The following is an 11,446-nucleotide window of genomic DNA, read 5'->3' on the forward strand; positions in this document are numbered from 1 at the left end:
GCGGGCGCGAAAATGAGGATCCTGTTGCTTTGCCATTCGTTCAACAGCCTGACGCAAAGGCTGTTCGTCGAATTGCGCGAACGCGGGGAGGAAGTCAGCGTCGAATTTGACATTTCCGACGATATTTTACGTGAATCGGTGGCGCTTTTCGCGCCAGACTTCATCGTCGCGCCCTTCCTGAAACGCACCATTCCGCCCGACGTCTTGACGCAGACGCTTTGCCTCGTGGTCCATCCCGGTCCGCCGGGGGATCGAGGGCCTTCGGCGCTCGACTGGGCGTTGTTGGGAGGCCGCGAGGAGTGGGGCGTCACCTTGCTCGAGGCGACCGGGGAACTCGACGCCGGCCCTGTCTGGGCGTTCAGAAAATTCCCGATGCGCGCCGCGACCAAATCCAGCCTTTACAGGCACGAGGTGACGCGGGGCGCGGTCCAATGCTTGTTCGAGGCGCTCGACCTCCTCCGCTGCGGCAAACGTCCGGCGCCGCCGCAAAGGATTGAGCCGATGCGGCCGCTGTGCCTGCGCGCGGACCGGCTGATCGATTTCACCACGGATAATGTCGCGGACGCGCTGCGGAAAATCCGTTCGGCCGACGGTTCTCCCGGGGCGCTGGCGAAAATTGGCGGCAGTGAATTTCTGTGCTTCGACGCGCATCCCGCGCCCGATCTCGCAGGAAAGCCCGGCGAGCTGCTGGCGCGCTGCGGCAAGGCGGTGGCCGTCGCCGCGCGCGACGGCGCCTTGTGGATTGGCCATTTGCGCGAGCCGCGGGTCGGCGCCTTGAAACTGCCAGCCGCATTTCTGCTGTCCGCGCGGGCGGAAGGCCTGCCCGAAGCCCGCCGCCAGCCGGACGTCCATTACGAGCAGGTCGGCGACGTCGGCTATCTGTATTTTTCTTTCCACAACGGCGCGATGGGCGTCGAGGATTGCCGCGCGCTGGAAGCGGCCATCGTCGAAGCGCGGCAGGCTAAGGCCCGGGCGCTTGTGCTGATGGGAGGCCCGGATTACTGGTCGAACGGCCTTCATCTGGGCCTGATTGAGGCTGCGGCGAGCGCGGCGGATGAATCCTGGCGCAATATTGAGGCGATGAATGATTGCGTCCGCGCTCTGCTGGAAATCGACGATCGGCTGGTCGTCGCGGCCTTGCGCGGCAACGCCGGCGCCGGCGGCGTCTTTCTCGCCCTCGCCGCCGATCTCGTGTTGATGCGCGAGGGTGTGATCCTCAATCCGCATTACAAGGACATGGGCAATCTCTACGGCTCGGAATATTGGACCTATCTGCTGCCTCGCCGCGTCGGCGCCGGCCATGCGCGAGCTATTTCGCAAGGCCGCCTGCCCATCGGAGCGCGGGAGGCGGTGAGGCTGAAACTGATCGATGAAATCTTGCCGGAAGACCCGGCCGAGGCCGAGGCGTCCTTGCATGTTTTCGCGCAGTCGCTTGTCGCTTCGGAAGATTTCGAGCGGCGACTGGACGAAAAGAACGCAATGCGGGCGCGCGACGAGGCCGTCAAACCTCTGGCCGCCTATCGAGCCGAGGAGCTTGAAAGAATGCGACGCAATTTTTGGGGCTTCGATCCCAGCTATCACGTCGCGCGGCATAATTTCATCCGAAAAGTCGTCAAGTCCCGCACGCCATTGCATCTGGCGCCGCATCGCTCGACGCGGGCGCTTCGCAGGGGATCGACATCATGAATCCATCCGGCGCGGTCCTCATCGTCGATGACGAATTGCGCTCGCGCGAGAGCCTGCAACGTGTGCTCAGCGAGGAGTTCGACGTGCTCTGCGCCCAGAATGCGCAGGAGGCCGAGGCCATTCTCGCGGGCGATCTGGTTCAGGTCATTCTGTGCGACCAGCGCATGCCGGGCGAGACGGGCGTCGATTTCCTGCGTCGCGTGCGCGAGACTTGGCCCGATCCGGTGCGGATGATCATTTCCGGCTTTTCGGAATCCGAAGATATCATCGCCGGCGTCAACGAGGCCGGCATCTATCAATATGTCACCAAGCCCTGGCATCCCGAGAAGCTGATCGACTGCGTGCGTGACGCGGTGAAGCTCTACCGCATGCAGAAGGAGCCGGGGGGACTTGGCGCCGACGCCAAGCCCTCGCATGACACGCTTAACCGCGTGCTGGCGGACCGGCGGCGCGAGCAGCGGCGGATGTTCGAATTCGACCGCATCGTCCATGAGCCGGACGGTCCGATGGTCGAGACGCTGTCGCTGGCCCGCAGGGCGACCCGCTACGACATTTCCGTCCTCATTACCGGCGCCTCGGGCGCGGGCAAGGAATTGCTGGCGCGCGCCATTCATTTCGGCTCCGCGCGCGGCGACAAACCCTTCGTGGTCGAGAATTGCGGCGCCTTGCCGGATGAATTGCTGGAAAGCGAATTATTCGGCTGCAAGAAGGGCGCTTACACGGGCGCTTATCAGGACCGTATCGGGCTGTTCGAACTGGCTGACGGCGGCACCATCTTTCTTGACGAAGTGGGCGAAACCTCGCCCGCCTTCCAGGTGAAATTGCTGCGCGTGCTGCAGGAGCGCGAAATCCGCCCGCTCGGCGCGACAAGGTCGCGCAAGGTCGATGTCCGCGTCGTTTCGGCGACCAATCGCGATCTGGAAATCGAGGTCGAAGAGGGGCGTTTCCGCCGCGACCTGTTTTACCGGCTCAACGCCTTTCCGATCCATTTGCCATCGCTCGCGGAGCGCGGCGGCGACATTCCCAAGATTGCGGCCAATCTTCTCGTCGAGGTCAATCAGGCCTTCCGCCGCAAGGTTCCGGGCTTTGCGCCCGAGACGATGGCGCGGTTGCGCGCCTATGGCTGGCCCGGCAATATCCGCGAGTTGCGCAATGAAATTCAGCGCATGGTGGCGATGTCCGACGACGACGCCCCGCTCGGCGCGGAACTGCTTTCGCGGCGCATCAGCGCGGCGGAAGGGCCGCGCCCCTCGCGGGAGGGCAATGGCGCTGACGTATTGAAGGATCAGGTCGAGGCGCTGGAGCGGACGATCATCGCGCGGGCGCTGGCGGAGCTTGACGGCAACATCAGCCGGGCGGCGGAGCGGCTTGGACTGTCGCGGGTCGGCCTGCGCGCCAAGATCGAGCGCTATGACCTGCGCAAGGATGTGAGCCATGACGGGTGAGCGCCGCGATCGCCCCGATAATATTCTCGCTCTCACAGGATCGGGGCTTGAGACTGAACTGACCGACAATCAGGAATCGGTCTGGCGCGACGTCGTCAAACGGGTGGACGAAGTCTATTCCGACCTCCTGCGCTACGAGGCCGACCTCGAAAGCAAGAACGCCGAGCTGGAGGAGGCGCAAAGCTTCATTTCCAGCGTCATCGCCTCGGTCTCGGACATTCTGGTCGTCTGCGACGAGAATGGGCTGGTGCTTCAGGCCAATCCAGCCTTTGTCGCGCTGCTCGGGCAGGCCGAGTCGGAGCTGGTGGGCCGGCCGTTGCTCGATTTCATCGGCGCGCCGGATCATGACGAGGCTCGCCGCCATCTTTTCGCTGGCGCGCGCGGCGACTCCGACGCCGGGGCGACGGATTGCGAATTGCATTTCCTCACGGCGCACGGGCCGTCAGACGTCATGGCGATCAATTTTTCAGGACGTTTCGATCATTCCCGGCGCCGCGTCGGCTCGGTGCTCACGGGACGGCCGATCGGCGAGTTGCGCCGCGCCTATCAGGCCCTGCATGGCGCGCATCTGGAGCTGCAAAAGGCGCAGCGCAAGCTGATCGAACAGGAGAAGATGGCCAGCCTCGGCCGCCTTGTCGCGGGCGTGGCGCATGAGCTGAACAATCCAATCTCTTTCGTCTATGGCAATGTCCATGTGCTCGACCGCTATCGCAAGACGCTCGCGGATTATTTCGCCGAGGACGAGCGGCAGGATGCTGGCGAGGGCGGCGAATTGCGCCGCAAATATCGCGTCGATTCCATCCTCGCCGATCTGGAGCCGCTGATCGAGGGCACGCTCGAAGGCGCAAAGCGCATCAGCGAAATCGTCAAGAACCTGCGCCGCATTTCCTTCAACCGCACCCAGGAGGCGCACAAGATCGATGTCGAGCGCATTCTGACCACGGCGACCCAATGGGCGGCGCGGGCGAAGAAGAATCACGCCCGAATCGACGTGGAGGTCGCGCCCGGGCTCGCGGTTTGGGGCAATGAGGGCCAGATCCACCAGATCATGGTCAATCTGATCGACAACGCCATCGACGCCGTGCGCGGGCGCAAGCACCAGCAGATCGAGGTGCGGGCAGCGCTCTCGGGCGGGGAGGTCGAGATCGTCGTCGCCGACAATGGCGCCGGGATCGCCGACGCCGCCTTCGACAAGATGTTCGAGCCCTTCTTCACCACCAAGACGGTAGGCGAGGGGACCGGCCTCGGCCTGTGGATTTCCTACGCCATCGCCCGCGAGCATGGCGGCTCCATTTCGGCGGTCAACCGCGAGCACGGCGGCGCACAGTTCACCCTGCGGCTTCCGGTCGGCGGCTGAGGCTTTGCCGCTTTCCCTTCACATTCGTTCGGCTATATTGCGACCGCCTATGTTGGCGTTCGAGCGCGCGCGCCGCGCAATGTCTGGGAATATTGCTTGGAACACCTTGCCGTTTTCGCCCATCCGGAGGCATGGGCCAGCCTCCTGACCTTGACCGTGCTGGAGATCGTCCTCGGGGTGGACAATCTGGTCTTCGTCGCGCTCGCAACCCAGGGCCTGCCGCCTGACCGCGCCGTCGTCGCAAGCCGGCTCGGCCTTGGCATGGCGGTGTTCTTTCGGCTCGGCTTGCTGGCGGGCATGGTCTGGCTCACCCGCCTGACGGCGCCTTTGTTCGCCGTCTGGGGCCATGACGTCTCGGGGCGCGATATCATTCTGACGCTGGGCGGATTGTTCCTGCTCTACAAGGGCACGATTGAAATCCATGAGGAAATCGACCCGCATGAGGAAGGCGAGCATAAGGCGGGCGGCAAAAGCTTCTGGAAGGCCATCTTCCAGATCGCCGTGCTCGACATCGTCTTTTCGCTCGACAGCGTGCTGACCGCGATCGGCATGGCGGATGAATTCATCATCATGGCGCTGGCGGTCATCGCCGCGGTGGGCATGATGATTCTCGCCGCCGGGCCGGTCGGGCGGTTCATCCGGGAAAACCCCACCGTCAAGATGCTGGCCCTTGCCTTCCTGCTGCTGATCGGTATGACCCTGATCGCGGATGGCGCGGGCTATGAGATCCCCAAGGGCTTCATCTATTCGGCGATCGCCTTCTCGCTGATCGTGGAGGGGCTGAACCAATGGGCGCGCCGCAGCCGAAAGGCGGGCGGCGACAGCTGAAATCAGGCCTGTCAAGAAAAAAACTTGGCGCGGCCGCAAGCCTTCGCTATAAGCCTTTCTTGAGGCGCGCGTCCGAAAGGTCCCGCGCCCCTTTCTTTTCGCAACCTGCCGCGCCAAGTCTTATTCAATTGCTGGCCTGGCGGCCGAATCGGGACGAACATGGCCAATCCGTTCAATTTTCTGCAGGAAGTGCGCGCCGAGGCCAATAAGGTCACCTGGCCCACGCGCCGCGAAACCCTGATCACGACCGGGCTCGTGGCCCTGATGGTCTTCATGGCCGCCCTGTTCTTCGTTTCGGTCGATCAGGTCATCCGTCTCGCGATTCAATTCATTCTCAGTTTCGGACGCTGATCGCTCGCCACGCGCGAGCTGGCCCGGCTTCCCAACCTGATTTGTCCATCCAGATCCTTCGCGGAAAAATTCATGACCAAACGCTGGTATATCGTCCACGCCTATTCCAACTTCGAGAAGAAGGTCGCCGAAGCGATCAAGGAAGGCGCGGCGCAGCGCGGACTCAGCGACAAATTTGACGAGATCCTTGTTCCGACCGAACAGGTGGTGGAAGTCCGACGCGGCCGCAAGTTCAATTCAGAACGCAAGTTCTTTCCCGGCTATGTGCTGGTGAAATGCGACCTCTCCGACGACGTCTTCCATCTAATCAAGAACACGCCGAAGGTCACGGGCTTCCTCGGTTCCGACAACAAGCCGATGCCGATTCCCGAACATGAGGCGGATCGAATCAAGGGCCAGGTGGCCGAGGGCGTCGACCGCCCGAAAACCTCGATCTCCTTCGAGGTCGGCGAAAAGGTTCGCGTCAACGACGGCCCCTTCGCCAGTTTCGAGGGCCTCATCGAGGAAGTCGACGAGAGCCGGTCGCGCGTCAAGGTCGCGGTTTCGATCTTCGGCCGCGCCACGCCGGTCGAGCTGGAATATGGGCAAGTCGACAAGCTTGCCTAAGTCGACAAGCTTGCGCCGCATCATGCATTTTATGCGAGGGCCGGAGTTTTCCGGCCCTTTGCTTTTGGGCGCGATAACCGGGTAACACCCGCGCGCCCCGCCGCAGGCCATAATCCCTCCCGCATGCGAATAGCGGCTCGAGCCGCAGTCTTGCTCCAGGGAGAATCTGATGAGCGCCAAGAATATCCTGATGATCGTCGGCGATTTCGGCGAGGACTATGAGATCATGGTCCCGTTCCAGACGCTGGCGGCGGTCGGCCATCGCGTCCATGCGGTCTGCCCCGACAAAGCGGCGGGCGATTCCATCGCCACCGCGATCCATGATTTCGAGGGCCAGCAGACCTATACCGAAAAGCGCGGCCATAATTTCGCACTGAACGCGACATTCGCCGAGATTCGCGCCGAGGATTACGACGCCCTCGTCATTCCCGGCGGCCGCGCGCCGGAATATCTGCGCCTGAAACCGAAGGTGCTCGAGATCGTCCGCCATTTCTTCACGGCCAACAAGCCCGTCGCCGCCGTCTGCCATGGCGCGCAATTGCTGGCGGCGGCAGGCGTGCTGAAGGGCCGCACCTGCTCGGCCTATCCGGCCTGCCAGCCTGAGGTCGAGCTTGCCGGAGGCGTCTACGCCAATATCGCAATCGACGCCGCCGTGACCGACGGCAATCTGATCACGGCGCCCGCTTGGCCGGCCCATCCCGCCTGGCTTGGCCAGCTCTTGCTGCAAATCGGCGTTCCGGTCGCCCAGCAGAAGCACAAGGCGGCGGCTTGAGCTTTCGGCAGGGCGCTGATTGCAAAGATCCGCGCCCGCGCCTATCTTTTCACCGGAAGCCCGGTTTTGCGCGACGGGTGGCCAGTCCGCCGCGCGGAGGGCGTGAGGCGCCATGTGCCAGTTATTCGTGAATGCCGACCCCACAATGTGGGAAACGCGCCTGCGCTCCGTGCGCATGCACGGCTTCGCAACCAGCGTCCGGCTGGAAAAAATCTACTGGATGCTGCTTGAGGAAATCGCGCGCCGCGACGGTTTGAGCGTCGCTGAAATCCTCGCGCGCCTTTACGAGGAATTGCTCGAAACCCACGGGGTCGTCGAGAATTTCGCCTCTTTCCTGCGGGTCTGCTGCGCCCGTTATCTCATGCTGCAGCTCGCTGGCGACATCCCCGCCGATCTCGCGCAGCCGATCGCGGGGCTCGACGCCCGCTCGATCCTCGCGCGCGAGGAAAAGCGGCTCGCCGCGGCGAAGAATGGTGAGCGGATGGAGGAAGCCCGGCGTCGCGAGGCGCAACCAAGCGGGATGATCTGACCTGATCGTTCCGCCGTCTTCCCCGCGCGCAGGCGGCGATCATGCTCTGAATTTTGCCTTCTCGCGCGCGCCCTCCGCCGAATGCGCGCCAATGTCGGCGATATAATCTTCGAGCCGGGCGCGCGACGGAATGACAACGCCGCCGTAACGCGTGGAAACAAGGCCTTTCTCCGCGAGGCTGCGCAACAGGCGGCCGACTTTTTGGCGCGAGCCGAAACCAAACTGGCTGATATGAGTCTGCGTCAGGGCGGTGGGCTGGCCTTCGCGGCCGATTCCGCAGGCGCTGGACGAGGCGAGCAGCAGCAGATAGGCGAGCCGTTTTTCGGCGCGAAAGGCGGAAAAAGACAGCATCCAGCCGGTCAGGAATCGGGTCCATTCGCCGACATGCTCGATCACTTGCCGCAAGGCTTCGGGATTGTCACTCGCGGCCTTCAGAATGTCGCGGCAAGGGAAAGCGACGGCAATCGCGTTGCTGGAGCTCCACAGGTCATGCACCAGCGGCTCTGATCCGAAACAGCCGAGCCAGGTCGCCCAGCGGCCTTCGAAAACAGGGAGGCACGAAAAGCCGCCCTCGGCGGTCGATAATACGAGGTCTATGGAGCCGCTGACGATATAGCGCAGATGCTCGGGCTTCTCGCCGCGCAGGGTCAGCAAAGTCCGTTCGGAAAAATGCTCGATGCGCGCCTTGCCGCTTAATTCGCGGAGCTGAGATTCGCTCAGGCTCGCGAAGACCGTGCAAGATCTCAATATGCCAGGGACGTCAATGGATTTTGTGTTCATTGCTCAATTTTTAGTTAAATCGGGTAACCATGAAAAACAGAAAGGGTGGAAATCCAAGTAAATGTCATTCCCACGCCATTGCCGTTCCATGCGCTGGACTAAGTTGCGACGATTGGCGAGAAAAGCGTCCTTAACGTGGCAGTTAAGGAGTTTACGTTCTTCACGCGCGAAATTTCCCTGACAGGGTTAACATTTATGAAAAATGGGGCGCCTGTGAAGCTTGAGACCGAGACCATGGAGAATTTCCTGCTGGAGACCGTCGTGTCAGCGCATTACCTAGCGATGCAGATGCGTATGCTGGCAGTCGCCAGGAATTTTCCCGGCGCCGCCGAAACTGCCCTCATGGCCGATTCCCTGAGTCGATGGGCGCAGCTTGTCGCTCGCTGGTCGCCGGCCGGCGAGCAGGAGTCCTTCGCGGGAACCGGCGAAAGTCGGGCCTGATCGGCGAGGAAAAATGCGCGCCCCTCGCGGCGATCCTTTTGATTTGCTAAATTTCCGGGGCGGGGCAGCACACCAAACCCGGCAAGAGAGGACAGTCATGCTGACGCGTCGCGGTTTCGCTTCCTGCGCCTTGTGCGCTCTGACCGCCTTCGCCGCGACGCCGGTCGAGGCCGAGGGCCCCGCGCCGGCGGGAATCAAAAGGGAAATCCTCAAGAGGATGGACGGCCCAACGCCGAACTACGAGACGATCATCGCCTCCGCCGAGATCGCGCCGGGCTTCACCGTGCCGCGGCACATCCATCCCGGCATCGAATCGGCCTATATCGTCGAGGGCGGGGGGCTGTTCTCGGTCGAGGGCGAAGAATCGCGCGAGATCAGGGCCGGAGATGTGGCGATGGTTCCGCCGCGGCGGCCGCATATGCTCAAGAACGGCGACAAGCCGACCCGGATCATCTCGACCTATATTCTCGAGAAGGGCCAGCCGCTCGCGATACCGGCGTGAGGGGCGGCGTTTTTCCTCGTCTTTTCCTTGCCAAGCATAATGAATCCGTATAGACACCCGCAACCTTCATACTGAAGGCGCATCTGCGGGAGGCTCTCCGGTCGCCAGCCGGGTTCCGGGCCGCACCGCAAACTGCAACCCGCGCGGGACGGATGGTCCGTCTACCGCGCGTTTTCGTTTTGGCTCCAGCGGGGCTGAAACGAAAAAACCCAATGGGAGCAGCCATTATGGCAAAGAAGATCACGGGTTACGTGAAGCTTCAGGTCCCGGCCGGCGCCGCGAATCCTTCGCCGCCGATCGGCCCCGCGCTGGGTCAGCGCGGCCTGAACATCATGGAATTTTGCAAGGCGTTCAACGCCAAGACGGCGCAGATCGAGAAGGGGACTCCGATCCCCGTCATCATCACCGCCTATGCCGACCGCAGCTTCACCTTCGAGATGAAGCAGCCGCCGGTCACGTTCTTCCTCAAGAAGGCGGCCAATATCAAGTCCGGCTCCAAGACCACAGGCCGTGGCTTCGTGGGCAAGGTGACCCGCGAACAGATCCGCGAAATCGCGGAAAAGAAGGCGGCGGACCTCAATTCGCACTCGATCGAATCGGCCATGGCCATGATCGAAGGCTCCGCCAAGTCCATTGGCCTTGAGATCGTGGGATAAGACGATGAGCGGCAAGAGAATCGTCAAGGCCCGCGAGGGCATCGAGCGCACCAGGCTGTATCCGGTCGGTGACGCCATCAAGCTGGTCCGCGAACGCGCCAGCGCGAAATTCGACGAGACCGTCGAAATCGCCCTGAACCTCGGCGTGGACCCCAAGCATGCGGACCAGATGGTGCGCGGCGTGGTCAACCTGCCCAACGGCACCGGCCGCACCCTGCGCGTCGCGGTCTTCGCGCGCGGCGCCAAGGCTGACGAAGCCAAGGCGGCGGGCGCGGATGTGGTCGGCGCGGAAGAACTGGTCACCGCCGTTCAGGGCGGAACGATCGACTTCGATCGCTGCATCGCGACGCCGGACATGATGCCGCTGGTCGGCCGTCTCGGCAAGGTGCTCGGCCCGCGCGGCCTGATGCCGAACCCGAAGGTCGGCACCGTCACCATGGACGTCGCCGCCGCAGTGGCCGCCTCCAAGGGCGGCGCTGTCGAGTTCCGCGTCGAAAAGGCCGGCATCGTGCAGGGCTCGGTCGGCAAGGCCTCGTTCGGCGAAGAGAAGCTGGCGGAAAATATCGCTGCTTTCGTCGATGCGGTCGTCAAGGCCAAGCCGGCTGGCGCCAAGGGCACATATCTGCAGCGCGTCGCCTTGTCCTCGACCATGGGTCCGGGCGTGAAGGTCGAGCCGAGCTCCATCGCGATCGCTCAGAACTGATTGAGCAAGCGGCGCGATTTCTGGTCGCGCCGCTTGACAATTTAAAAAATATGTTGTCGCCCCTCTTGGCAGGCGGGGTGAGAGTGTTTACAAGACACGTTCCTGGCGGCGGATTCGTCGCCTGTTTTGGGCACGCCGCGATCATTTTCCACGATTTGGAAAGATGATGTGTTGAAAGGGAATTTGGGACGCGTTGACCGTTTAGGTCCGTTCGTCAGCGAAATGCACTGCTTCACGAATTGACCGACCGGTTCAATTTCGCGCCATGTTCAAAGAAATTCAGCTTCCGTCGGGCTCGGGACCTTCACGTTCCGGGTTTTGGCGGTGGATAGGCCGGAGGCTTCGGTTCGCCCCTGGGGGTGAGGCGTTGTCCTTTCCGGCCATGTCCTGTCCGAGACTGCCGGCGCTTTTGCCCTGTGCAAAAGCTTAATTGTCCGCCCCCCTGTTCATTCAGGAGGGGCGAGCGGCCAGCATAGACGGGGAAAGACCGGATTTCCGGAGGCTTCAAGTCTTCGGCGTGTTTGGTTCGAACCCTCTGATCCACAGGGGTGCGCCGCTCGGCGCAGCCTTCGTGGGGACAGGCTTTTCGGCGCCGCATGGCTTTGGTCTTGCGGCATGTCGGCAACCGGCGGAGCCCATAGGGTTTCGCCCATTGAAGTGAGAGCACTGTGGACAGAGCGGAAAAGAAAGAAGCGGTAGCCACACTGCACGACGTCTTCTCGAAGACGGGCGTGGTTGTGGTTGCGCGTTATTCCGGCCTGACCGTCGCGCAGCTCCAGAACCTGCGCAA

14 protein-coding genes are annotated in these 11,446 nt (G+C 62.6%); 13 read left to right on the forward strand and 1 reads right to left on the reverse strand.

The window, feature by feature from the left end; all coding sequences use genetic code 11:
• Positions 1-12 precede the first annotated feature (12 nt).
• The 8 genes from QZ409_RS14040 (at position 13) to QZ409_RS14075 (ending at position 7,574) form a co-directional block, all read left to right on the forward strand.
• Positions 13-1,686 carry a hydrogenase maturation protein gene (locus QZ409_RS14040; RefSeq protein ID WP_296712479.1) on the forward strand — a complete coding sequence of 558 codons (1,674 nt, stop codon included), beginning with the start codon at positions 13-15 and terminating at the stop codon, positions 1,684-1,686.
• A complete protein-coding gene (locus QZ409_RS14045; RefSeq protein WP_296712481.1) occupies positions 1,683-3,131 on the forward strand; it encodes a sigma-54 dependent transcriptional regulator in 1,449 nt (482 codons plus the stop codon). Before QZ409_RS14040 ends, QZ409_RS14045 begins: the two co-directional genes overlap by 4 nt.
• Positions 3,121-4,488, forward strand: a complete 1,368-nt coding sequence (locus tag QZ409_RS14050) for an ATP-binding protein (RefSeq protein WP_296712483.1) — start codon at positions 3,121-3,123, stop codon at positions 4,486-4,488. The genes QZ409_RS14045 and QZ409_RS14050 overlap by 11 nt, the downstream gene beginning before the upstream one ends.
• Positions 4,489-4,584: 96 nt before the next feature.
• The gene (locus QZ409_RS14055; RefSeq protein ID WP_296712486.1) at positions 4,585-5,316 is read left to right on the forward strand and encodes a TerC family protein; all 732 of its coding nucleotides are present in this window, start codon (positions 4,585-4,587) and stop codon (positions 5,314-5,316) included.
• A 159-nt stretch (positions 5,317-5,475) separates the two neighbouring features.
• Entirely contained in the window at positions 5,476-5,667 is a 192-nt protein-coding gene (gene secE / locus QZ409_RS14060; RefSeq protein ID WP_296712490.1) for a preprotein translocase subunit SecE, read from the forward strand.
• A 72-nt stretch (positions 5,668-5,739) separates the two neighbouring features.
• Entirely contained in the window at positions 5,740-6,273 is a 534-nt protein-coding gene (nusG, locus tag QZ409_RS14065; protein WP_283367496.1) for a transcription termination/antitermination protein NusG, read from the forward strand.
• A 169-nt stretch (positions 6,274-6,442) separates the two neighbouring features.
• Positions 6,443-7,045: a DJ-1/PfpI family protein gene (locus tag QZ409_RS14070; protein ID WP_296712497.1), complete on the forward strand. Its 603-nt coding sequence runs from the start codon at positions 6,443-6,445 to the stop codon at positions 7,043-7,045.
• A gap of 112 nt (positions 7,046-7,157) precedes the next feature.
• Positions 7,158-7,574, forward strand: coding sequence for a ribbon-helix-helix domain-containing protein (locus QZ409_RS14075; protein ID WP_296712499.1), 417 nt, complete (start codon positions 7,158-7,160; stop codon positions 7,572-7,574).
• 39 nt (positions 7,575-7,613) lie between these two features.
• Here the strand turns inward: QZ409_RS14075 and QZ409_RS14080 are convergent, their stop codons facing one another.
• Positions 7,614-8,354 (reverse strand): Crp/Fnr family transcriptional regulator, encoded by a 741-nt coding sequence (locus QZ409_RS14080; RefSeq protein WP_296712502.1) that lies wholly within the window; start codon positions 8,352-8,354, stop codon positions 7,614-7,616.
• A gap of 195 nt (positions 8,355-8,549) precedes the next feature.
• Here QZ409_RS14080 and QZ409_RS14085 point away from each other — a divergent pair, with 195 nt between their 5' ends.
• The 5 genes from QZ409_RS14085 to rplJ all read left to right on the forward strand — a co-directional run.
• Entirely contained in the window at positions 8,550-8,795 is a 246-nt protein-coding gene (locus QZ409_RS14085) for a hypothetical protein (protein WP_296712504.1), read from the forward strand.
• A 97-nt stretch (positions 8,796-8,892) separates the two neighbouring features.
• Positions 8,893-9,297, forward strand: a complete 405-nt coding sequence (locus QZ409_RS14090; RefSeq protein ID WP_296712506.1) for a cupin domain-containing protein — start codon at positions 8,893-8,895, stop codon at positions 9,295-9,297.
• 227 nt (positions 9,298-9,524) lie between these two features.
• The gene (gene rplK, locus QZ409_RS14095) at positions 9,525-9,953 is read left to right on the forward strand and encodes a 50S ribosomal protein L11 (protein ID WP_283367502.1); all 429 of its coding nucleotides are present in this window, start codon (positions 9,525-9,527) and stop codon (positions 9,951-9,953) included.
• Between the two features lie 4 nt (positions 9,954-9,957).
• Positions 9,958-10,656, forward strand: a complete 699-nt coding sequence (rplA, locus tag QZ409_RS14100) for a 50S ribosomal protein L1 (RefSeq protein WP_296712512.1) — start codon at positions 9,958-9,960, stop codon at positions 10,654-10,656.
• 668 nt (positions 10,657-11,324) lie between these two features.
• Positions 11,325-11,446 (forward strand): 50S ribosomal protein L10 (gene rplJ, locus QZ409_RS14105; protein ID WP_296712514.1); only part of this gene is annotated, 122 nt, incomplete at its 3' end.

This window comes from Rhodoblastus sp. (genome assembly GCF_019449565.1).
Lineage (GTDB): Bacteria > Pseudomonadota > Alphaproteobacteria > Rhizobiales > Beijerinckiaceae > Rhodoblastus.

Excerpts from the sequence above, each read along its gene's own strand:
- QZ409_RS14070 (WP_296712497.1), top strand. The coding sequence starts at position 6,443 with ATGAGCGCCAAGAATATCCTGATGATCGTCGGCGATTTCGGCGAGGAC.
- nusG (WP_283367496.1), top strand. The coding sequence starts at position 5,740 with ATGACCAAACGCTGGTATATCGTCCACGCCTATTCCAACTTCGAGAAG.
- rplA (WP_296712512.1), top strand. The coding sequence starts at position 9,958 with ATGAGCGGCAAGAGAATCGTCAAGGCCCGCGAGGGCATCGAGCGCACC.
- QZ409_RS14045 (WP_296712481.1), top strand. The coding sequence starts at position 1,683 with ATGAATCCATCCGGCGCGGTCCTCATCGTCGATGACGAATTGCGCTCG.
- QZ409_RS14090 (WP_296712506.1), top strand. The coding sequence starts at position 8,893 with ATGCTGACGCGTCGCGGTTTCGCTTCCTGCGCCTTGTGCGCTCTGACC.
- rplK (WP_283367502.1), top strand. The coding sequence starts at position 9,525 with ATGGCAAAGAAGATCACGGGTTACGTGAAGCTTCAGGTCCCGGCCGGC.
- QZ409_RS14050 (WP_296712483.1), top strand. The coding sequence starts at position 3,121 with ATGACGGGTGAGCGCCGCGATCGCCCCGATAATATTCTCGCTCTCACA.
- QZ409_RS14085 (WP_296712504.1), top strand. The coding sequence starts at position 8,550 with ATGAAAAATGGGGCGCCTGTGAAGCTTGAGACCGAGACCATGGAGAAT.
- QZ409_RS14080 (WP_296712502.1), bottom strand. The coding sequence starts at position 8,354 with ATGAACACAAAATCCATTGACGTCCCTGGCATATTGAGATCTTGCACG.
- QZ409_RS14040 (WP_296712479.1), top strand. The coding sequence starts at position 13 with ATGAGGATCCTGTTGCTTTGCCATTCGTTCAACAGCCTGACGCAAAGG.
- secE (WP_296712490.1), top strand. The coding sequence starts at position 5,476 with ATGGCCAATCCGTTCAATTTTCTGCAGGAAGTGCGCGCCGAGGCCAAT.
- QZ409_RS14075 (WP_296712499.1), top strand. The coding sequence starts at position 7,158 with ATGTGCCAGTTATTCGTGAATGCCGACCCCACAATGTGGGAAACGCGC.